This window comes from Streptomyces sp. NPDC087428 (genome assembly GCF_044744085.1).
Classification (GTDB): Bacteria; Actinomycetota; Actinomycetes; order Streptomycetales; family Streptomycetaceae; genus Streptomyces.
On the sequence record NZ_JBIUXR010000026.1, the window covers coordinates 68,651 to 88,701 of the forward strand.

General features: G+C 71.5%; 17 protein-coding genes and 4 pseudogenes. 15 read left to right on the plus strand and 6 right to left on the minus strand.

Annotated elements, in window-relative coordinates; genetic code table 11:
- Nucleotides 1-14 precede the first annotated feature (14 nt).
- Both ACIO3R_RS37380 and ACIO3R_RS37385 read right to left on the minus strand, forming a co-directional pair.
- Nucleotides 15-1,598, minus strand: coding sequence for a PfaD family polyunsaturated fatty acid/polyketide biosynthesis protein (locus tag ACIO3R_RS37380; protein WP_402111470.1), 1,584 nt, complete (start codon nt 1,596-1,598; stop codon nt 15-17).
- Between the two features lie 33 nt (nt 1,599-1,631).
- On the minus strand, nt 1,632-2,780 hold the full coding sequence (locus ACIO3R_RS37385) for an SDR family oxidoreductase (protein WP_402111473.1): 1,149 nt from the start codon (nt 2,778-2,780) through the stop codon (nt 1,632-1,634).
- A 631-nt stretch (nt 2,781-3,411) separates the two neighbouring features.
- Between ACIO3R_RS37385 and ACIO3R_RS37390 the strand changes: the two genes are divergently transcribed.
- A complete protein-coding gene (locus ACIO3R_RS37390; protein WP_402111475.1) occupies nt 3,412-4,758 on the plus strand; it encodes a hypothetical protein in 1,347 nt (448 codons plus the stop codon).
- A gap of 18 nt (nt 4,759-4,776) precedes the next feature.
- Here ACIO3R_RS37390 and ACIO3R_RS37395 read toward each other — a convergent pair whose 3' ends face one another.
- Nucleotides 4,777-6,138 (minus strand): flavin-containing monooxygenase, encoded by a 1,362-nt coding sequence (locus tag ACIO3R_RS37395; protein WP_402111477.1) that lies wholly within the window; start codon nt 6,136-6,138, stop codon nt 4,777-4,779.
- Between the two features lie 343 nt (nt 6,139-6,481).
- Between ACIO3R_RS37395 and ACIO3R_RS37400 the strand changes: the two genes are divergently transcribed.
- The 11 genes and pseudogenes from ACIO3R_RS37400 to ACIO3R_RS37450 all read left to right on the plus strand — a co-directional run bounded on the left by ACIO3R_RS37400 (nt 6,482) and on the right by ACIO3R_RS37450 (nt 15,874).
- Entirely contained in the window at nt 6,482-7,096 is a 615-nt protein-coding gene (locus ACIO3R_RS37400) for an ATP-binding cassette domain-containing protein (protein WP_402111480.1), read from the plus strand.
- On the plus strand, nt 7,093-7,968 hold the full coding sequence (locus tag ACIO3R_RS37405; RefSeq protein ID WP_385026072.1) for an ABC transporter permease: 876 nt from the start codon (nt 7,093-7,095) through the stop codon (nt 7,966-7,968). The genes ACIO3R_RS37400 and ACIO3R_RS37405 overlap by 4 nt, the downstream gene beginning before the upstream one ends.
- A gap of 186 nt (nt 7,969-8,154) precedes the next feature.
- Nucleotides 8,155-8,676 (plus strand): hypothetical protein, encoded by a 522-nt coding sequence (locus ACIO3R_RS37410; protein WP_385026075.1) that lies wholly within the window; start codon nt 8,155-8,157, stop codon nt 8,674-8,676.
- A 134-nt stretch (nt 8,677-8,810) separates the two neighbouring features.
- Nucleotides 8,811-8,945: pseudogene (locus tag ACIO3R_RS37415) on the plus strand (DedA family protein); the annotation flags it as partial.
- A 59-nt stretch (nt 8,946-9,004) separates the two neighbouring features.
- A pseudogene (locus ACIO3R_RS37420) lies at nt 9,005-9,226 on the plus strand (ATP-binding protein); the annotation flags it as partial.
- Nucleotides 9,227-9,305: 79 nt separating this feature from the next.
- A pseudogene (locus tag ACIO3R_RS37425) lies at nt 9,306-9,756 on the plus strand (response regulator transcription factor).
- A gap of 249 nt (nt 9,757-10,005) precedes the next feature.
- Nucleotides 10,006-11,238, plus strand: coding sequence for a sensor histidine kinase (locus ACIO3R_RS37430; protein WP_402111482.1), 1,233 nt, complete (start codon nt 10,006-10,008; stop codon nt 11,236-11,238).
- Nucleotides 11,238-11,912: a response regulator gene (locus ACIO3R_RS37435; RefSeq protein ID WP_385026081.1), complete on the plus strand. Its 675-nt coding sequence runs from the start codon at nt 11,238-11,240 to the stop codon at nt 11,910-11,912. The genes ACIO3R_RS37430 and ACIO3R_RS37435 overlap by 1 nt, the downstream gene beginning before the upstream one ends.
- A 172-nt stretch (nt 11,913-12,084) precedes the next feature.
- The gene (locus tag ACIO3R_RS37440; RefSeq protein ID WP_402111484.1) at nt 12,085-12,516 is read left to right on the plus strand and encodes a hypothetical protein; all 432 of its coding nucleotides are present in this window, start codon (nt 12,085-12,087) and stop codon (nt 12,514-12,516) included.
- An 86-nt stretch (nt 12,517-12,602) separates the two neighbouring features.
- Nucleotides 12,603-13,304 carry an ABC transporter ATP-binding protein gene (locus ACIO3R_RS37445; protein WP_402111510.1) on the plus strand — a complete coding sequence of 234 codons (702 nt, stop codon included), beginning with the start codon at nt 12,603-12,605 and terminating at the stop codon, nt 13,302-13,304.
- Entirely contained in the window at nt 13,304-15,874 is a 2,571-nt protein-coding gene (locus ACIO3R_RS37450) for an FtsX-like permease family protein (RefSeq protein ID WP_402111485.1), read from the plus strand. The genes ACIO3R_RS37445 and ACIO3R_RS37450 overlap by 1 nt, the downstream gene beginning before the upstream one ends.
- A 222-nt stretch (nt 15,875-16,096) precedes the next feature.
- Here the strand turns inward: ACIO3R_RS37450 and ACIO3R_RS37455 are convergent, their stop codons facing one another.
- Complete coding sequence (locus ACIO3R_RS37455) at nt 16,097-16,735, minus strand: TetR/AcrR family transcriptional regulator (protein ID WP_402111486.1); 639 nt, start codon at nt 16,733-16,735, stop codon at nt 16,097-16,099.
- 195 nt (nt 16,736-16,930) lie between these two features.
- On the opposite strand from ACIO3R_RS37455, the gene ACIO3R_RS37460 reads away from it, so the two are divergent.
- The gene (locus ACIO3R_RS37460; RefSeq protein ID WP_385026090.1) at nt 16,931-17,893 is read left to right on the plus strand and encodes a zinc-binding dehydrogenase; all 963 of its coding nucleotides are present in this window, start codon (nt 16,931-16,933) and stop codon (nt 17,891-17,893) included.
- Between the two features lie 168 nt (nt 17,894-18,061).
- Here the strand turns inward: ACIO3R_RS37460 and ACIO3R_RS37465 are convergent.
- Together ACIO3R_RS37465 and ACIO3R_RS37470 are read right to left on the minus strand one after the other, a co-directional pair.
- Nucleotides 18,062-18,298, minus strand: a pseudogene (locus tag ACIO3R_RS37465) (Tn3 family transposase); the annotation flags it as partial.
- The gene (locus ACIO3R_RS37470; protein ID WP_402111488.1) at nt 18,291-18,710 is read right to left on the minus strand and encodes a winged helix-turn-helix transcriptional regulator; all 420 of its coding nucleotides are present in this window, start codon (nt 18,708-18,710) and stop codon (nt 18,291-18,293) included. The gene ACIO3R_RS37470 and the pseudogene ACIO3R_RS37465, both read right to left, overlap by 8 nt.
- Between ACIO3R_RS37470 and ACIO3R_RS37475 the strand changes: the two genes are divergently transcribed.
- Together ACIO3R_RS37475 and ACIO3R_RS37480 are read left to right on the plus strand one after the other, a co-directional pair.
- Nucleotides 18,709-19,065 carry an LLM class flavin-dependent oxidoreductase gene (locus ACIO3R_RS37475; protein WP_402111490.1) on the plus strand — a complete coding sequence of 119 codons (357 nt, stop codon included), beginning with the start codon at nt 18,709-18,711 and terminating at the stop codon, nt 19,063-19,065. The genes ACIO3R_RS37470 and ACIO3R_RS37475 overlap by 2 nt on opposite strands.
- A gap of 250 nt (nt 19,066-19,315) precedes the next feature.
- Complete coding sequence (locus tag ACIO3R_RS37480) at nt 19,316-19,666, plus strand: DoxX family protein (protein WP_385351737.1); 351 nt, start codon at nt 19,316-19,318, stop codon at nt 19,664-19,666.
- Nucleotides 19,667-20,051 lie beyond the last annotated feature (385 nt).

Consider the following 20,051-nt stretch of genomic DNA (forward strand, 5'->3'; position numbering starts at 1 on the left):
GGCGCCGGTGCCGCTCACGCCAGCTCGCACGGCACGTAGGTGAACGCTTCGGACGGCAACGGGACCCCGTACGTGCGCAGTTGATGGGCGCGGGTGAGTACGGCGGCCCCTTCGAGCAGGTTGAGCGCGATCTGCACCACGGACCGCTGCGCCGGGTCGGCCAGGGACGTGCCCGCCACCCACCGGTTGAACGCGCCCATCGCCGGCCCGCACCAGATCTGGTAATCGGCCCGCCGCGACCCCTCCCCGGTGATCGCCCACCGGCTGGAACTGCCCAGGTACCAGCGGAAGACCAGGGCCATGCGGTGCTTCGGGTCGGCCTCCGCACGGGTGATCTCCGCAGGATCGCGCTCCTCCCAGAACGCGCGCGTGTGCTGCCAGATCTCGTCGAACGGGGCGCGCAGCACATCGCGCTCGATCGAGGTGCGCAGCGCGGACGGGATCTCCTCCAGCGATCCGTGGGCCCGGTACGCGGCGTGGAGCCGGTCGGCCCGCCGGGCGAACATCGTTCCCCGGGAGAGCACTTGCAGCTTCACGCCGAGCTCGAACATGTCGGCCGCCGGCGCCATGGTCACATCGGAGATGTCGGCGTCGCAGAGCATCGCCTTCGCCTCGTCGGACAGGCCCGCCTCTGTGGCCGTCTGGTTCACCGACCCGACGACCACGTAGGACGCGCCGAGGGCGAAGGCCGCGGCCACCGCCTCCGGTGTGCCGAGGCCGCCGGCCGCGCCGATCCTGACCGGCCGGCGGTAGCCGAACCGCCGGCACAGCGTGTCGCGCAGGGCGGCGATCCTCGGCAGCAGAACCGACAACGGCCGGTTGTCGGTGTGTCCGCCGCTGTCCGCCTCCACGGTGATGTCCTCTGCCACCGGCACCAGGGCCGCCAGCTCCGCTTCCTCCCGGGTCAGCTTCCCCTGGGCGACGAGGGGGCCCAGCAGCGCGGGCGGGGCGGGGGAGAGGAACCTCTCGGCCACCTCGGGCCGGGAGACCTTGGCGAACAGGCCGGTACGCCGGACGACGCCGCCGTCCGCGCCCCGGCGCAGCCCGTGGGCCGAGCACAGCACGACCGCCGGGGTCAGCTCCACGAACGCCGACGCGGAGATCCGGGGGACACCGCAGCGCAGCAGCAGCTCCGCGACGCGCGTCTCCAGCGCCGGCTCGGCCGGTGAGTGGATGAGGTTGACGCCCCAGTTCGGGCGGGATCCCAGCCCGTGCGCCAGCGTGTGCACGGCCCGCTCCACGTCGGGGTAGGCCAGACCGCCGGCGCCGAAGAAGCCGGTCATCTCCGCCCCGGCCATCGCCGAGACCATCCGGGTGGTCGCGATGCCGTTCGCCATCTCACCGGCGACATAGGGAAAGCGGACGCCGTGCGCCTCGCAGAAGGTGCGGCCGCCGAGCCACTCCGGGTACAGCGGCGGCAGCGTACCGAGCACCGGACCGCCGGGTACGGGGCCGGTCGCGAGCCCCAGCTCACGGCCGTCCGGCCCGCTGACGACGTGGACGGGTTCCCGGATCCGCCGGGCACGGGCCGTGATCCCCTCGGGCGAGAAGACCGGCGGGGACGCGGCGGGCGAGCCGGGAACGGCGAGGACGGACACGGAGAGGCTCCAACGGGAGAGGACGTCTGCTGGTCAGGCGTACGAGGCGGACGGGAGGGCGGCCGGGGGGATGTCCGGCGAGCCGGGCAGGCCCCTGTCCCGCGGGGCCAGGCCGGACCGGAGGTAGTCGAGGCCCACCGGGGCGGAGGCCGCCGACGGCCCCAGCCGCGTCCTGACCCGGGTGTCGTCGAACCGTCGCCGATGGGCGAGGTAGGCCGTCATCCCCGGGTAGAAATCCAGCAGCGCCTCCAGCGCCGACGGCGCGTCCGGCCTGGTGGCGACCAGCTCGATCGAGAGCGGGACCAGCTGTTCCAGGAGGGTCACGACCGTCGGTACGGGCACATCGCGGTCATGGACGACGTGATACGTGTCGACCCCGCCCGAGGGCGCCAGCCCGGCCAGCCGCACCATGACCTCGGCCGCGTGCTCCACCTGCAACAGGTTCAGCCGGCCGTGCGGATGCCCCACCGTGCGGACGCGGAGCCGGCCGGCCGGACCGGGGCCCGCGGGGCGGGCGGCACGGCACGCGTCACGCAGGATCCGCTCGATGACCAGCAGCGGATGCGCGGGCAGGTCGGGGTGCGGCGGCAGGTCCGTGACCAGGATGCTCGGCCGCAGGACCAGGGCCGGACGGCCGTGCTCCCGGGACCACGCGTGTACCAGCAGCTCCGCCTCGTACTTGGACCGTTCGTAGGCGTTCTCGAAGCCGCCGGCATCGTCCAGCTCGTCCTCATACGCCACTCCGTCCCGCCGCGCCCCGGCCACGAAGGCGGTGCTCACGTGGTGGACCGCGGGCATCTGACGGCCCGCGGCCGCCAGTTCCAGGACGTGCCGGGTCCCTTCGACGTTGGTCCGGCGCAGCTCGGGAAGGTCCCCTTCCAGGTTGATGCTGCCCGCACTGTGCCAGATCGCGCCGAGGCCGTCGGCCAGCTTCTGGAACGTCCGTCCGGACAGTCCCAGCCGCGGCAGTGCCAGATCGGTCTCCACCACCCGTAACCGATCCGGCAGCCCGGCGGTGAACTCCTCCGAGGCGCCCGTCAGTTCGAAGAACCGGCTGATGCGGTGCAGGGCGTTCCCCGAACCCGTGTGGGCCAGGACCGTCACCGACCGGTGCGTGTCGAGCAGACGACGTAACAGGCGCAGTCCGAGAAATCCGGTGGCGCCGGTGAGGGCGACGTGCACGAGTGCGGCTCCAAGGGCAGTGAGAGGGGGGCGGGCCCGCGACCGCGCGCGGCGAACGGAAGCGGGGGAACGGGACGCCACCGGCCGTCCTGCGACGCGGGGTGTCACTGGCGGTCGCACCGCGCCCCGTCTGGCTTGTCCGGCCGGTGCGGCTCGTGCTCGCCGGTCCTCCGACGCCCTCTGTCCCGCCGGGGTTCCTCAGGCCCTCCCTGGGCCCGGTGACCTCCGGCGCACGGCACACAATGTCAGACGGCGGGCGGGGCGCGAGCCCTGATTCCCTCCGCTCACCCGAACGAAGTACGCCGCGCCGTGAACCGTGCGGGGGCGGTCGGATCCCCGTCCTCCTTTCGAGGGAACTCGTCGGCAGGGGTGCCGGATCGGCCTGCCCCCGCCGGTCTGCCAGGAGTACGGCCGCCGAGGCCGGAGCGGGGTTCGGATACGGGACGGCTTCGCTTCGGCCGGGGCCATCCTGGTGGTCGGCCGGTCCGGACAGCGGTGCGCTGCGGCCGGCCGGGGCGGGGCGGGCCGCCCGGCGCGGTGGCCTCCTGCCCCGCGTCCGCTCGCGTTCCCCGTCCCTCCTGCCCGCCTTCATCGCGCTCGTCCCCGGCCCGAATCGGAGCCCCGAAGCCCCATGTCTGTTCCAGAGCAGTCCACCCGGTCCGCCCCGTCCGACCGGCCTGATCGGTCTGTTCCTTCTCCCCGCCACCCCACCCACTCGGTCGACCGCGCGTTCCTCAGCATGGAGCGCCGTCGGCCCGACGTCCGCTGGGACGCCGGGGGCGTCGCGTACCTCAGCGGTCCGCCCCCGACCCTGGCGGACCTTCGCTTGTACGTGGGCTTCCGCCTCCGCGGGCTGCCCCTGCTCACGAGCCGGGTCGAGGGCGGCCGGCGGTCCCGGTGGCAGCCGGACGCGGAGTTCGCCGTCGACCGGCACGTGCACGAGGTGGTCGCCGACGGACCCGCCGGGTGGGACTCCGCCCTGCACACCGCGCTCGACGCCCCCTTCGCACCCGGCGCCTACTGGGGGATCTGGCTGGTCCACGGCCACGAACCCGACGCGTACGCCCTGTGCTACCGCTTCCACCACGCCTGCCAGGACGGTTCGGCCGCCGCCCTGGCCTTCCGCGCCGTGCTGGGCGAGGGGGAGCCGTCGGCGCGCCCGGTGCCGGGCGCGAGCCGTCGGGCCGGGGTGCCCCGACGGGTGGGTGCGGCGGTCGGGCTGGCCACGAAGTTCGTGGCCGACTCCTTCGCCGTTCGCGGCCACCGTCCGGGCGCCGCCTTCACTCCCTCCGGGGAGCGGCGGCTGTCGCGGGGCCGCGTACCGGCGGACACCCTCCGCCGGATCGGAACCGCGCGCGGCGGCTCGGCCCACGACGTGCATCTGGCCGCGCTCGCCGGGGCTTTGTCGCACTGGTCGGCCCGCTCCGGCGTCCCGCTCCCCCGGGTGACGGCTGTACTGCCCGTCGACGCACGCCGCCCCGACGAGGACCAGACGTGGGGGAACCGCTGCTTCGCCCTGCCACTGGAGCTGCCGGTGGGGCCCGCCCCGGAACACCCGGACGGGTCCCGGGACGGTGACGCGGCTCTGCGGCGACTGGACCATGTCATGGCCGCGACCCGGAGGTTGCGGGGCGAGACATGGCGGCAGGCCATCCAGGACCTGGTCCGCTTCATGCCGGGCCGCCCCACCGAGTGGTACCTGCGGAGGATGCTCTCCCCGCGCGTCACCAACGTCATGGCCACCTCCATGCCGCTCGCCGAGAAGGGGAGCCTGGGGGAGACGCAGGTGACGGGCACCGCCCTGCTGCCCCTGCTCGTGCCCGGACACCTCTTCGGGGTCGGGCTGTCGTTCTTCGGCGACTGGGCCGAGGTGTCCTTCGTCGCCGACCGCGCCCTTCCGCTGGGGGAACTGCTGCCCGAGCTGTGGGAGCAGGCCGTGGCCGAGCTGGAGGAGAGCTCGGCTCCGGTCGGCACCTGAGAGTCCGGGCGGAGCGGATCACACGGCTTCGGACGCCGGAGCGGGGCCGGCCATGCCGGACGGCGGCGTGACCGCACCGCGTGCCCGGCGTCTGCCCGCCCGTAGTTCCCGGCGCAGGGCCCTTCGGTAGGAGCGGACGTCGACCTCGATCCCATGGCGGTAGGTGGACACATAGGTCCGGTCGTGGGATCGCCACTCGCGGTCGATCGCCCGCGTCATGTCCGCCGGTGACGGCAGGGCGACCGCTCCTTGGATCAGGTCGGCGATCCACTCTGCCTGCGGTTCGAGCAACGGGAAGGCCTCACCGGCGGGTTGGGCGAGCCCCATGAAGTAGAGCCCGGGGAGCCGGGGCGGCATCGTGCGCAGATAGAGCTCCGTGCGGCCGTCCGGGGCGGCGAAGACGGAGGGGGCCAGGAAGGGGAAGGAGATGGAGTATCCGGTGGCGTACACCACGGCATCGACGGGTTCGCGGCTGCCGTCCGCGAAGGCCGCCGTGTCCCGGTCGAAAAAGCTGACGCCGGGCTTCGGGGTGACCGCGCCCCGGGCGAGCTGGACGAGGAGTTCGTCCGACGTGGAGGGGTGAGCGGCCAGGGGGCCGCGGAGCGGTTCGGGGAGCCCGTACTGAGCCGGGGCGCCACGGGTCAGCCGCAGGAGGAGCGCCATCGCGGGGTCCTTGAGGAACCGCGGGAGCACGGACAGCGGGCTCCACACCAAGTGATCCGCCGGCCGGCCGAGCAGCATCTTGGGGAACACGTGCACCGCCTCGCGTGCGGAGAGGAACGTCCGCGCCGCCGTACGGGAGATCTCCGCCGCGATCTCGCACGCGGAGTTGCCCATACCGATCACCAGCACCCGCCGGCCTGCGTACGACTCGGGGGAGCGGTACTCGTGCGAGTGGACAGCGGGCCCCTCGAAGTCCTCGGCCCCGGGCAGGGGAGGGTCCGGGAGACGGGGGTCCCAGTGGTGCCCGTTGGCCACGACCACCTCGGTGTAGCGCTGCGTCTCCACGTCCGCGTCCCCGCGGCGTCGGCGGGCGACCTCCCAGCCGCCGTCGTCCAGGGGCCGCACCGAGGTGACCTCAGTGCCGAGCGCGATGTGGCGGTGCAGACCGAACGACGCGGCGTAGTCCTCCAGGTAGGCGAGGACCTTGCTGTGGTGCGGGAAGACCGGGTAGGTCTCCGGCATGGCCAGCGAGGAGAAGGACATGCTCTCCTTCGAGATGTTCGTGTGCAGCGACGCGTACACCCCCGACATGCCGTTGTCGTTGCCGTACCGCCAGAGCCCGCCGATGCCCGAACCGGCCTCGAAGCAGTCGAAGGGAACGCCGCGCGAGGCGAGGACCTTGCTCGCGGCCAGGCCGGACGGGCCTGCTCCGATCACGCACGTTCTCCGCATGACTGACCGACCTTCCCTCGTGAGCGCGTGACGTCACCGGTGCGCGCGTGGAACGGGACCGCGGGCACCGGCCCCGGTCACGCTAGCCACACCGCCGCCCCGGGGCCGCGCTTCGGGGCGAGACATGATCGCGTGGGTGACACATCGTGTACGGGATTGACGCCGGCGACGGGCCCGCTTCCGGCGCCGTTTCCGCTGCTGGGCTTGCTCGTTGGGCAGGAGCGGTCCGGTCACGCCGCCGACCGGCCGACCGGAGGACCCCCGCCGACCGGAAGACGCGGACCGGTTCCGCGGCCCTCAGGAAGACCTGGTACGACGGAGCGAGACGATGGACGTCAGAGATGTGCACCACTCCTACCGGCAGCACGCCGTTCTCCGGGGCGTCGGCCTTCGGCTACGGCCCGGCGTTCTCGCAGGCATCGTCGGGGAGAACGGCGCGGGCAAGACGACCCTGCTGAAGATCCTCTCCGGTGAACTCGCCCCGGACCGCGGTTCGGTGCGGCACAACGGCGGGTTCGGCTACTGCCCGCAGTCCGTGGTGCTGAACGACTCCTTCACCGTCCGCCAGCACCTCGACTTCTTCAAGAAGGCGTTCGGCCTCGCGGACCTGCGGCGGGCCGAGGAGGTGATGGAGGTTCTGGCCTTCACCGAGTACCTCGACCAGCGTGCGGGTCTGCTCAGCGGGGGCTCGCGACAGAAGCTGAACCTGACCCTGGCGCTCATGCACGATCCGGACGTACTCCTGCTGGACGAGCCCTACCAGGGGTTCGACTGGGAGACGTATCTGCGCTTCTGGGAGCTCGCGACGAAGCTGCGCGACGCCGGGCACTCGGTGCTGGTCGTCTCGCACCTGGCTTACGACATCGACCGGCTGGACCTGTTGTGGCGCCTGGAGGGCGGGCGCCTCCACCAGCAGGAACGGCGTGCGGAGGCAGCGGCATGAGGCGGCACTGGTCCCTGTTCGCCACGGCGTCCCGGTACGCGCTGATCGGCCATGCCCGCAACCACTTCGCGATGCTGCTGGTGGTCGTGTACATCCCCGTATGGATCGGCCTGGCCTATGTGACCATCCCCGACCGGCCGGCCCCCTTCCGGCTGCGGGCCACCGGCGAGATCCTCTCCCCGCCCGGCAACCACCTCACCCAGATCACCGGCGCGCTGAACGCGGTCACCCTCATCGCCGGATTCATGATGTTCGCCGCCACCTTCACGGGCGGCCCTTTCGACCGCCGCCTGGCCATGGCGGGATACCCGCGGTATCACCTCGTCCTCGCCAAGCTCTCCGCGCTCACGCTGGTCTGCGCCGCCATCGCCGCGTACGCCACGGCCGCCGTCGGATGCTCCTGGCCGCCGCGGCAGCCCCTCGTGCTGGCGGCCGCCCTGTTCTGCGCCGCCCTGACCTACGGCGCGCTCGGCGTCGTCCTGGGATCGGTACTCCGCCGGGAGGTGGAGGGCATGTTCGCCATCCTGATGATCAGCATCCTCGACGTCGCCCTGCAGAACCCGCTCTCCAGCTCCGGGTCGGACAGCGCCGTCGTGCGCTTCCTGCCGACGTACGGAGCCGTGCAGGCCAGCATGTCCGCGGCCTTCTCCGACGCATCGGCCGCCCAGGGCCTCGTGATCCAGTTCCTCTGGCTCATCGGCGCCGCGTGCGCCGGGTTCCTGGTCTTCCGCCGGCGCACCCGGAACGCGCTCCGACCGGAACGGAAACCACGGGTTCCGGCTGCCTCCGGGCGCGGGACTGCGCAGGGCGCCGACGGAGCCGTGCCCTCTGCGGAGCCCGGACCGTCCGCGGAGCGCGTACGTCCCACATGATCCGCCGGCCCACCGGCCGTTCCGCGGATCCTTCCTCCTCGCACGGACGGCCGACGGCCCTGTGTGCCAACGGCCGTCCCGCCGGCAGAAGCCGTGACCTGGGGAAGACGGTGATCGTTCTGTAGCCGTCGGGCGCCGACGCGGTGCCCGGACCGACCCGCCCTTCCGTGCAAGGAGCACCACCCCATGACTCTTTCGCGTACCGTCCAGCGCACCGTACTTACTGCCGCTCTCCTGGCCGGCTCCGCCCTGGCCGTTCCCGCCACCGCACACGCGGCCCCGCTGCCCCCGGCATGTCAGGACGCGCTGCTCAACACCCTCGACAAGTTCCCCGTCGCGAACTTCACGGTCCCCGACAAGGTCCAGAACACCATGCTGGTCGAGGCCATGGGACTGAGCGAGGACGACCAGAAGGCCCTCACGGAGGTGGCGTGCGCGGCCTGGAACACCTGGGCGACCGACAACGGCCAGGCGGTCGCCACGGACCTGGACACCCGCTACCGCAACGCCGCCGGCCCCGCGTGCAACAAGTTCGCCAAGTCCTCCATCGCGACGATCAAGAAGTACTCGCCGAACGTCCCTGCCGCGACAAGGGAGTTGGAGAAGCTGGCCAAGAAGGTCTGGAAGAACTCCATGACGAAGCTGGCCACGGAGGCCACCAACGCCGACTGCCGTGCGGCCTACGACGGGGTGAAGGCCGGCTGGTAGCGGAACACCGGGCGGCCGGCGCCACGGGCCGGTCTGCTCCGGGTGCTTGAGCGGACAGCGGACAGCGGACAGCAGACCGGCCCCTGGTCCTCCCCCGTGTCAGGGGCCGAGCAGCCCCGCGGTTCTCCACAGGGAGCGAGGTGATCCTGCCCCTCACCGGATTCGCGGCCGGCCAGGACGTGATCAGCCTGGCGTCCGCCCTGTTCCGGACCACGCTCGGCTCGGTGGCCGGCGCGGCCGTCCTCTACTGGATCGGGCTGCTGTTCGGCGGGCTGGTCTCCAGGAGGCGCTGGGGGGTGTCTCCGAGCGGTGCGGCATCCCCATCCGGATGGATCTCGGACTGACCGGGAGGCTGCCCCGGCCAGTGGAGACCGCAGCCTGCTTCGTGGTCTCCGAAGCCGTGACGAACGCCGCCAAGCACTCGACGGCGAGCGCGATCTCGGTAGACGTCCGCCAGTACCCGGACCTCCTCGTCGTCCAGGTCGAGGACAACGGCATCGGGGGTGCGGACATGGCGGGCAGCGGGCTCAACGGGCCGGCCGGCCGGGTCGACGCGCTCGACGGACGCCTCCATGTCCACAGTCCCCCCGAGGGCCCCACCACGATCATCGCGGAGTGCCGTGCGCGTAATGCTGGCCGAGGACTCGACTCTCCTGCGGGAAGGGCTCGTTCGCCTGCTCATCGAGGAGGGCCACGACGTACGCGCGGCGGTGGGCGAGGTCCGAGAACGCCGAACGCGTGGGCTACCTGCTCAAGGACCGGATGGCGCAGGTGGAGGAGTTCCTCGACGCACTGGAGCGTATCCACGCCGGCGGCGTGGCCATCGACCCCGAAGTGGTACGACAGTTGGTGTTCCGCACCACGCATGCCGACCCGCTCGCGCGGCTGACCCCGCGCGAGCGCAGTGTCCTTGAGGAACTGGTGCAGGGGTACACCAACGCGGCCATCTCCGAGAAGCCGCACATCTCGACGAGCGCGGCCGAGAAGAACCTCAGCGCCGTCTTCGACAAGCTCGATCTCCTCCGGACCACCGGCTGCAACCGCCGCATCCTCGCCGTACTGCGCTATCCGGAGTCCTAGAACCTGTATTGGGTTGTCCCGCCAGGAATCGCGGGAGAGCCCTTGGCCACGTCCTGTACGGGGTTGTCACGCGGGACAGCGACGCGTGGCTGAGGGCCCGGCACCGCCCCGGCGTGGGCCTGCGGGGCCACGCTGAGGCAATATGGGCGGGCGAGGGCGCCGTCCTCATCGCGAAGCCCGCGCGGCCCCGCGGTACTTGTGGCGGCAGGGCCCGCGGTCGCGCCCCGCCGGAGGAGAGAGGCACGACGGTTGGCTGAGGAGAGGACCGTCGCGGTCCCGTCGTCCTGGATGACCCCGTCCGGCCGGTACGGACGCGCCGTCGCCAGGGCGTGCGACATCGCCATCGCGCTGGTGGTCCTGGTGGCGGCGCAGTACTACGGCGCCGAGTACGACCTGGTCCTGGGCGCGCTGATGGGACTGTGCCTGCTGGCCCGCAGACGGTTCCCCGGCACGGTGCTGGGGCTCGTCCTGGCACTGAGCGCCGTCCAGCTCGTCCTGCACGACGTGCCCGACCTGCTGCTGGCGTCGGCACCCGCTTCGTACGACGTCGCCGTGCTGTTCGCCATGATGTCGGTCGTCCACCATTCCCGGACCGCCTGGATGCCGTACTTCGCGGGCGCCGCGGTGCTGCTGGCCACGGCGGCCGGAACGGTGGGCGTGCCGGCCCTCGGCATCGGGCAGTTCGCTGATCTCCACACGCTCCTGATCTTCTGGGGGCTGACGCTGACGGTCTGGCTGACGGCCTTCGCCCTGCACACGCGGCGCCTCTACGCCGAGAGCCAGTCGGCCCGCGCCTGGCACGTCGAGCGGGAACAGGAGCAGCGCGTCCGGCTGGCTGCGGCCCGGGAGCGGGCCGAGATCGCCCGTGAACTGCACGACGTGGTGGCGCACAGCCTGGCCGTGATGATCCTTCAGGCCGACGGAGCCGAGTCCGTACTGCGCAAGTCGCCGGACATGGCGCGGTCCGCGCTGAAGACGATCGCCGCCACCGGCCGGGACGCGATAGACGACATGCACCGCATCGTCCGGGTGCTGCGCGAGGGAAACCCGGACTCCGCCGACGGCGGCCCGCCACGGCGCCTGGTCACCCTTGACGAGATCCAGGTTGTCGCCGAACGCGCGCGGGCCGCCGGGCTGAGCGTGGACGTGTCGGTCGAGGTCGGCGGAGGGCGGCTGTCGCCGGCGGAGGAGATGACGGTTTTCCGCATCGTCCAGGAGTGCCTCACGAACGTGCTCCGCCACGCCGGAGCCGGGGCCCGGGTCGACATCCGGCTCCATGAGGAGCGGGGCACACTGCTGATCAGCGTGGTCGACGACGGCGCGGGCACACTCTGCGGCCGCGGCGTCGGCGGGCACTCGGGAGGGAACGGGCTCGTGGGGATGCGGGAGCGGGTGGAGCTCGCCGGCGGCAGCTTCGAGGCCGGTCCCCGGCTCGGCAACGGATGGCAGGTACGTGCCTCGATACCGACAGGGACCAAGTGATGACGCAGGCAGGCAGGCCGATCCGGGTGGCCGTGGTGGACGACCAGCCGCTGATCCGGGCCGGGTTCTCCATGGTGTTGGCCGGTCAGGACGACATCGAGGTCGTCGGTGAGGCGGAGAACGGCGCGCGCGCCCTGGAGCTGTTGCGAGAGGTCGAGGCGGACGTCGTCATCATGGACATCCGCATGCCTGTCATGGACGGCATCCAGGCCACGGAGCAGCTGATGCGGCTGGACGATCCGCCCGCCGTGCTGGTGCTGACCACCTTCGACAACGACGAGGACGCGTTCGCGGCGCTGCGCAGCGGAGCCGGCGGCTTCCTGCTGAAGAACGCTCCCGCCGCGGAGATCGTGCACGCCATCCGGGTCCTGGCCGCGGGGGAGTCGGTGGTGGCGCCGCGCATCACCCGGCTTCTCCTGGACCGGGTCTCGGACCGGCTGGCGCCGGCGAACGGGCAGGCCGAACGGCTGGACGTCCTGACAGGGCGCGAGCGGGACGTCCTCGCTCTGGTCGCCCGGGGACTGTCCAACACCGAGATCGCGGCGGACCTGTATGTCGCGCAGGCCACGGTGAAGACGCACCTGGGCAACCTCATGGCGAAACTGCACCTGCGTGACCGTGCCCAGGCCGTCGCGTTCGCCTATGAGTCGGGGCTGGTGCGTCCCTCCCCCTGAGGGTGCACTCGCACCCCCGAGTTCTGCCCCTGAGGGTGCAGGAACCACCCCGGCCGACGTGCCAGATCCGCCCCGTCCGGTCTCCGATTCGTGGCCGATGTCCGGCGGGCCGTAAAACTCCAGACTTCTCGGTGTCGCCGAACGCGGCCGAGAAGACGCCCTGGAGGACCCGATGAACACCACGTCCACGACGCAGAACCGCAAGCGCAACCGCCTCGTCATCGGCGCGGTCACGGCCGTCATCGCCGCGGCCCTGGTCGCCGGTGCAGGGTACTGGTGGCAGGACCACAACAAGCTCAGCCAGGCTTCCGCCCAGGACTGCGAGCTGGCGCAGCGCATCATCACCGAGGCCGAGCAGATCTCCACCGGACCCGTGCCGGACGCGGAGAAGTGGTGGAAGGAAACCGGCGACGAGCGCCGCGCGCAGATGAAGGACGGCTACCTCGGAGCCAAGATCTCCCAGTACGAGGGGTGGGCGCTCGCGACCGCCAAGAAGTCCTCCGAAACGCCGTCCGCCCAGGACGTGAAGAACCTCAGGGGTAAGGCGCAGGGACACTGCGCGGACTCCGGTGTCACCCTGTCCATGCCGCCGCTCGGCTCCTGACCCCGATCGCGAGAACCGCTCCCATGGCTCTCCTCACCGCCGCCGGCGGCCACGCACCGGACGACGTCATCACCGTAACCTCCCTGGTGAAGAACTACCGTCAGGGCACCGCCGTGGTAAGGGCACTCGACGGGGTGTCCGTCGGAGTCCGGCGCGCCCGGTTCACCGCCGTCGTCGGCCCCTCCGGATCGGGGAAGTCGACCCTGATGCACTGCGTCGCCGGACTCGACACCGTCACCTCCGGCAGCATCGTCCTGGACGGAACCGAACTCACCGGGTTGTCCGACCGGCAGCTGACCCGGGTACGCCGCAAACAGATCGGGTTCGTCTTCCAGTCCTTCAACCTGCTGCCGCAGCTGACCGCCTACGAGAACATCGTGCTGCCCGTCACCATGTCCGGCGCTCGCCCGGACCGCGAACGGGTCGACCACCTCTGCGAAGTCCTCGGCATCGCCCACCGCATGACGCACCGCCCCGCCGAACTGTCCGGGGGCCAGCAGCAGCGGGTCGCCGTGGCGCGGGCCCTGGTGGCCCGGCCGGCCGTGGTCTTCGCCGACGAGCCCACCGGCAACCTCGACACCCGGGCCGGCGCCGAAGTCCTCACCATGCTGCGCCGGTCCGTCGACGACCTCGGCCAGTCGGTCGTGATGGTCACCCACGACCCCGCGGCCGCACGCTACGCGGACCGGGTACTGACCCTCGCGGACGGACGCCTCGTGCAGGACGAGCACGTCGCCCCGTGCGCGGAGGCCGCCGCACCCGCCGCCGACCTCATGAGGAGGCGCTGATGAGCACCCCGTGGCGCGCGACCGTCCTGGGCTCCCAGGTGACGGAACTCCTCAGGCGGCCCGGACGGTTCGCGGCGACCGGACTGTCGCTGCTGATCGCGGCGTTCGTCGTCTTCGGGGCCGTCATGGCCCAGCAGATCATCACCGCCACCGTCGTCGGGAAGTTCCGCGGAACACCTTCAGCGGTGTCCCTGGTCATCACGCCCGACGACAGCGGGGACCTCGGCGAGGACAGCCTCCGCGAGATCGAGAGGACGCCCGGAGTCACCGAGGCCGTCGGCCGGACCGACGGCGGCAGTCCGCTGGACGGCAGCGCCGTCGAACGCTACCTCGATCTTGCCGCCGACCCGGGCACCGGCGCCCTGGCACAAGTCCGGCTGCTCGACGGCACCTACCCCTCCGGCACGGGCCGGCTCGCCGTCAACACCCAGGCCGCCAAGGCATACGGTCTCGCTCCGGGATCGTCGCTCACCCTGCTGCGGCCCGAACCCGACGGTGAAGGCACCCGGCGGGTGACGGTCGAGGTCAGCGGCATCGTCCGCAGCACCGCCACGACCGACGCGGGGCCCACGGGGTATGCCCCCGGCCCCCAAGTCGGCGAGCTGCTCGGCACGCCGGGCTACTCCCGCATCGACATCCGTACCAACACCGCTTCCCTCCATGCCGGTTCGGCGTCGGCGGAGCTGACGCGGCGAATCCGGCAGGTGGCCCCGGGTGCGCAGGTGCGCTCCGGGGACGAGGTGCGGGAGGAGGAGGCCCGTGAGGCGGTGGCGGAGGCGAAGGACATCCTGGAGCTGGTCACCGTCTTCCTCGCCGTCGCCGTCGGCGCGGCCGTTCTCGTTGCGACCTCCACCTTCCGCATCGTCTTCGCACGGCGCGTACGGCAGCTGGCGCTGCTGCGCGCCATCGGGGCGACCTCGCGACAACTCGCGGCCGCGCTCGTCGCCGAAGGAGCGGTGGTGGGCCTGCTGGCCGGCGCGGCCGGTGTGCTGGCGGCCTGGGGCTGCGGGCAGCTCGTTCCCCCGGTCGCCGGGCGGTTCGGGCACCACCTGTTCGCCCCTTCCCGGATCCCGCCGGCCGAGGCCGCTCTCACCGTCGCCGGGACCGTTCTTCTGGCGGTCCTGGCAGTCCTGGCCCCTTCCCTGAGCGCCTCGCGCGTCTCCCCGCTGCAAGCCCTGCGGAGCGCGGCGGCATCCGGGCCGGAAGCGGCGGGCGGCATCGGACGGACCCTGCTGGGCCTGCTGTGCGCGGCCAGCGCCGCGTACCTGACCTGGCAGCAGTACGGCGGGCTGCCCCAACCGGGCGACACCGAGTACGACCGGTTCGCGGCGCTGAGCGTCGTGGCGGTCTCCGGCGGGCTGGCCTTCCTGGCCCTGATCGCCCTCGGCCCCCGGCTGGTCCGGCCAGTGCTGTGGGCCGTCGCCGTGCCACTGCGCCGCACCGGTGCGGCCGGCCGCCTCGCGGTCGCGGGCGTCGGGGGCGCACCGGGGCGGGCGGCCTCGGTCTCCGTCGTCGTGGCCCTCGGCGTCTGCCTGGTCGGCTCGACCCTGACCTGCCTCGCCTCCCTGAACGCCTACGAGCGGTACAAGCAGGCGGTGGAGGCGCCCGCCGACTTCTTCCTGCACGCGCGGGACAGCGACTCGCTGGACCGGTTGCTGGCCGCCGATCTGGCCTCTCGCCCCGAACTGGCCAACGTGACCGCGTTCCGCACGGGGGAGGTCACCGAGAGCACCCTCAGCGCGACGATCTCCGACCTCGACCTCGGCACCGTCCGTTCCGGCGTGGGCCTGACCGCCCGTACCGGCTCCCTCGACCACCTCGGCCCCGAGCACGTCATCGTGGACGCCGACTACGCCCATCGGCTCGGCGTCCGGGCGGGCGACCGTGTGACGCTGAAGTTCAAGGGCCGTCCCGTCCGGCTCACCGTGGCGGCGACGCTGCCCGGAAACGGACCCTACGGAGGGAACTTCTTCGTCCCCGCCGCCGACCTCAGCCGTATGGGAATGCCCGCGGCGCCCACTGCCGTCACCGCCGACGCCTCAAAGGACGGAGCTCGGAGGCGGATACGCGCGCAGCGGGCCATCACCGACACGTTGACCGGCGCGGTGCGTGGCGACGGCCGCGTCACCGCCGAGGACTTGGCCGGGCAGGCGGGGGAGTCGGACGACCTGCGGACGATGGCCACGACAGTGATGATGGTCCTCGGGCTGACCATCCTGGTGGCCGTCGCCGGAGTCGCCACCACGGCGAGTCTCACCGTCGTCGAACGCGAGCGTGAGTTCGGGCTGTTGCGGGCCCTGGGCCTCAGCGGAGGGGCCGTGCACCGCATGGTCACCATCGAATGCGCGCTCTACGGCGTTCTGGGCGGGGTCCTCGGCCTGGCCCTCAGCATGCCGTACTCCTGGCTGGTGGTCCGAGTTGCCCAGACGAGCGCCCCGTTCAGCGTTCCCCGGGGGCAACTCGCGGCGCTCTTCGCCGCCCTCGTACTGGTGACCGCAGCCGCGGGAATGGTGCCCGCCCTCCGGGCCTCCCGCACTTCGCCGACGGTCGCCGTCGCCCGGAGCGAGTAGCCGCGCAGCTGAAGCGACTGCCGGGCACACAGGCCCCGCGCCCGGCTGCTGCCACGCGCAAACGCGGATGGCCGACGGAGTCAAGGCTGTCGGGCCGGCATGAGCGAGAAGGAGACCGGGGACGACGTCCGTCTCCACGTCGAAGCTCGGAAGCCCCCGCCGCAGGTCGCGATGACCACGGCAGGTGCTCTGCCGCAGTGAACGCCGGAGCACTTCCGGCGTTCACTGCGGCAAGCCGTGCAGTGCCGCGGACGCCAGTCGTGCCGACGGTGGTAGTGGCGCGTGCCGGGGGCAGGCTTCGAACGCCTGGATCGCCAACCCTGCGAAGCGTCGGGAGGCCATGACCTGGGTGGCGGTCGATGTGGCGTGGATTCCCTTGTTGGCCATGAGTACGAGAATCAGGTCGTCCAGGACGAAGTCGGACCGCAGGTGCCCTGCGTCCTTGGCTCGCCGGGCCAGTTCGGCGACTGCCTTCAGCGTGTACTCACGGCCCGCGGCGACATCCGTCACTCCCGGGAAGGCTGACAGGAAGGCTTCGGTGAAGCCCCGATCGCGGGCATGCAGCTCACATATCCTCTCGATCACCAGGCACAGGCCACGCCACGGATCAGGATCCGCGCACCCCTCGTCGACAATGGCGCGGCATGCCCGCAGCTGGTCCGCGAAGGCATCGGCGACCAGCATCTGCTTGGCCGGGAAGTGACGGTACAAGGTGGCAGGTCCCACCCCGGCACGCCGCGCGATCTCCCGCATCGGCACGTCCAGGCCGTCAGCGGAGAACAGCACTCGGGCCGCGTCGAGGATGCGTTCCCGATTGTCCAGCGCGTCGGAACGCAGGGTGCGAGGCAAATGGTCGGTCACCACTCTCACTTTACCTAAACGGACGGTGGCGTCCGTTACCGTCCGGAACGCAGAAGCTCGCCAAGATCATCAGGGTGCGCGGCACGGGGACCAATCCCTCGGCCGCGGCGTGAAGCCTCTCCCTGCCGAGCGGCGATCGGTGGCGGGCACGGAGCAGGACCGTGCCAGATCGGTCCGAGAACATGGGAGACGGCATTGAAGGCCATCGTGATCCAGACGTACGGAGGTCCTGAAGGCCTGGCGGTCGTCGACCTGCCGGTACCCGAACCTGCTGCCGGACAGGTGCTGATCGACACCGAGGCGGTGGGCGTCGGCGGTGTCGACACAGTGATCCGCAGCGGGGCTCTGGCCGCCTACGGCTTCAAGGAGGGCCACATCCCGGGTGGCGAGGTGGCGGGCACCGTGACCGCGGTCGGTGACGGTGTCGACGCATCGTGGATCGGCCGGCGGGTGTGGGGCTTCACCGGCACCGGCGGAGGCTACGTCGAACAGGCCCTCGCGCCGGTCGAGGAGATCCTTCCCCTGCCCAGCAGCCTGTCCGCCGTTGACGCGGTGACGCTCGGCAGTTCCGGTGCGGTGGCCCACTTCGGGCTTCGTCACGCCCAATTCGCTCCCGGGGAGACGGTTTTGGTACGTGGCGCGGCCGGCAGCATCGGGATCATGACCGTGCAGCTCGCCGCTCGCGGTGGTGCCGCCGCAGTGGCGGTCACGACATCGTCGGCCGAACGCGGCGAGCGGCTGCGCCACCTCGGCGCGACCCACGTGCTGGACCGCTCAGGCGACGGAGGGGAAGAGGCTCCCGCAGGCTATGACGTCATCATCGACGTTGTGGCCGGTGAGGACATGCCGTCGTTCCTCGACAGGCTCAACCCGAACGGCCGCATGGTGGCCGTGGGCGCTGTCGCAGGTCAGCCGCCCGCAGACTTCGGCACGAAGCTCATGGCGGCGTTCCAGAAATCGATGTCCTTCGCCACTTTCAGCACAGCCACCGTGACCCGGGCCGACCGGCGTGCCGTGCGCGGCGAACAGTTCGCCGCAGCCGGTCGCGGCGAGATCGAAACGGTGGTGCACGAACTGCTGCCACTGGACGGAGCGGCGCTGGCTCACCGGAAGATGGAAGCGGGCGAGGTCTTCGGCAGGATCGTGCTGACACCGTAGCCTCCGCGCTCCCCTCTGCCGTGGGCCTGGCCCGCCTGGCCCAGGTTGGCCCAGGTTGGGGCCATCCGATCCTGCTCGCGCAGCGGGGTGAAACCGCTGTCGGGCTCCGGCCGAACGAGCCGTGCCGGCAGCCGAGTTCGTGGGTGCTGTACTCGCGCCGAGCCGATTGCTGTGTTCGGTCAGATACGGCGAGATGCGCGTCAGGTCTTCCGGGGCGATCTCCCGTCCCGCCACCAGCAGTCGGCGCACGATCTCCGCGATGTCCCGGGCGTTGTGGAAGAGCACCGCGTTCGTGAGCAGGGCGTTGAACTTCACCGCCTTCTCCGGCTGCACCTCGCTGGTGTTCTTCAGCGGGGGCCGCCCCCGACGAACGGTCAGGCTGACCGAAGGACGCGGCCTAGGCATCTTTCGCCTCAGCCGCCTCACGAAAGGTGACGATCGCTTCACCGTTGGATCTCGCCCATTGGGTCAGCTCAGTGATGGGTTCCTCCAGCGTGCGTCCGAGCTCGGTCAAGCTGTACTCCACACGTGGTGGCGCTTCGGCGTACACGCGCCGCTCGACCAGCCCGTTGTCCTGGAGCCGGCGCAACGTCTGCGTCAGTACTTTGCGCGAGACGCCTCCGATCAGCTCGACCAGATCGCCGTGCCGCAGGGGCCCGTCACTCAGCGCGAAGAGCGTGACAACGGCCCATTTGCTGGCAATGATCTCGATGGCCAGGCGGGCGGGGCAGTCGGCGAGGAAGACGGTTCCGGGACGGAGGCTCACGAGCTGAAGGGTACCTTTCGGTACCAGTCGGCTGCCTACCGTCGAAGACATGCAGCGCACCATCACGACGGGCGCCGAGCTCGAACTCGGCATCTTCTCCCTCACCGACGCAGTCCCGGGTGACACCGGTTCGCAAGGAGTCCACGACATCGTGGACGTCGGCGCCTTCGCGGACCAAGCAGGGCTCGACGCGTTCGGTGTCGGTGAACACCACACACCCCGGTTCGCGGTGTCCTCGCCCGCAGTTGTCCTCGCCGCTGCCGTCGCCGCCAGAGGCTCTTCGGCGGTCAGCCGCGCACGAGCGTTCTGGCGGCCATGGAGAAGTTCGCGTCCGACGTCGCACCCGCCGTACGGAGCGATTCCGGCTGAACCGTCAGCTCAGCCGCCACCGTGCCGGGGGGTTTGACCAGCTCCCCCCGCACCCGCGTGCACGCCCGGACGTGCGCGTGCGTGCAACTTCACCTGCCAGTAGATCCACGCTCACGCCAAGGAAGCATCCGTGTCCAACCCAACCACCTACGTCCCTGCCTGGCGCGGCGGGCAGTCCTGAAACCGCGTCGCCCCGCTGCCCGAGAACGCCTGATCCGCGAAGCGGAGCACGACCAGGTCGTCTGATGTGTAGCGACTCCACCCCGTCGAACAGTTGAGGTCTCGCCATGTTCATCACCTATGCCATCGTCGCCGCACTCATGTCGGTGGTGCTTCTGGCCTCGGCCAGTGCCAAATTCACCCGGCCGAAGCGGCTGGTCGACCAGATGTCCACCCTCGGGCTGCCCTACAGGATGTTGCCGTTCCTGGGCGTCGCCCAGGTCGCCGGCGCGGCCGGCCTCATCATCGGACTCTGGCGGGGCCCTCTCGGAATCGCCGCCGCCGTCGGCCTGACGCTCTACTTCATCGGCGCGGTAGCCGCACACCTGCGCGCCGGCGACCACAAGGGCGCACCCCCGGCAGGCGTCCTTACGATTGTCGCCGTCGTCCTCATCGCATTGCGCGCCGCCACCCTCTGACCGCCCGCCAATACCTGACCGGAAAGTGGCGAATCCCGACGCCGCCGCAGTCTCGCACCGTGCCCGGCCCCGGAGCAGTGGCCGTCACCCCTGAACACCGGAACTCGGAAACCGCGCGTATCCCGTCGCGGATGCGGAGACGTTTGCCGGGCGGGCGCCGACGGGCGGTCTCGGGCTCAGGACTTGCCGCGCACCGGGCGCTCGGGAAGCGGGGGCGCCGGCAGGGGCGGAGTGAGGAGCGGCTCGAGCGGCCGGGGAGGGACAGATCGTGCTCGGCGTCGATGCGGGTGAGCACGCCCATGTGATCGCGGGCGTAGACGACGGTGTTTCCGATCCCGGCTTTCACGCCGCGGGAGCACTCCCCATTCCTGCCTCGCGCCGGCTC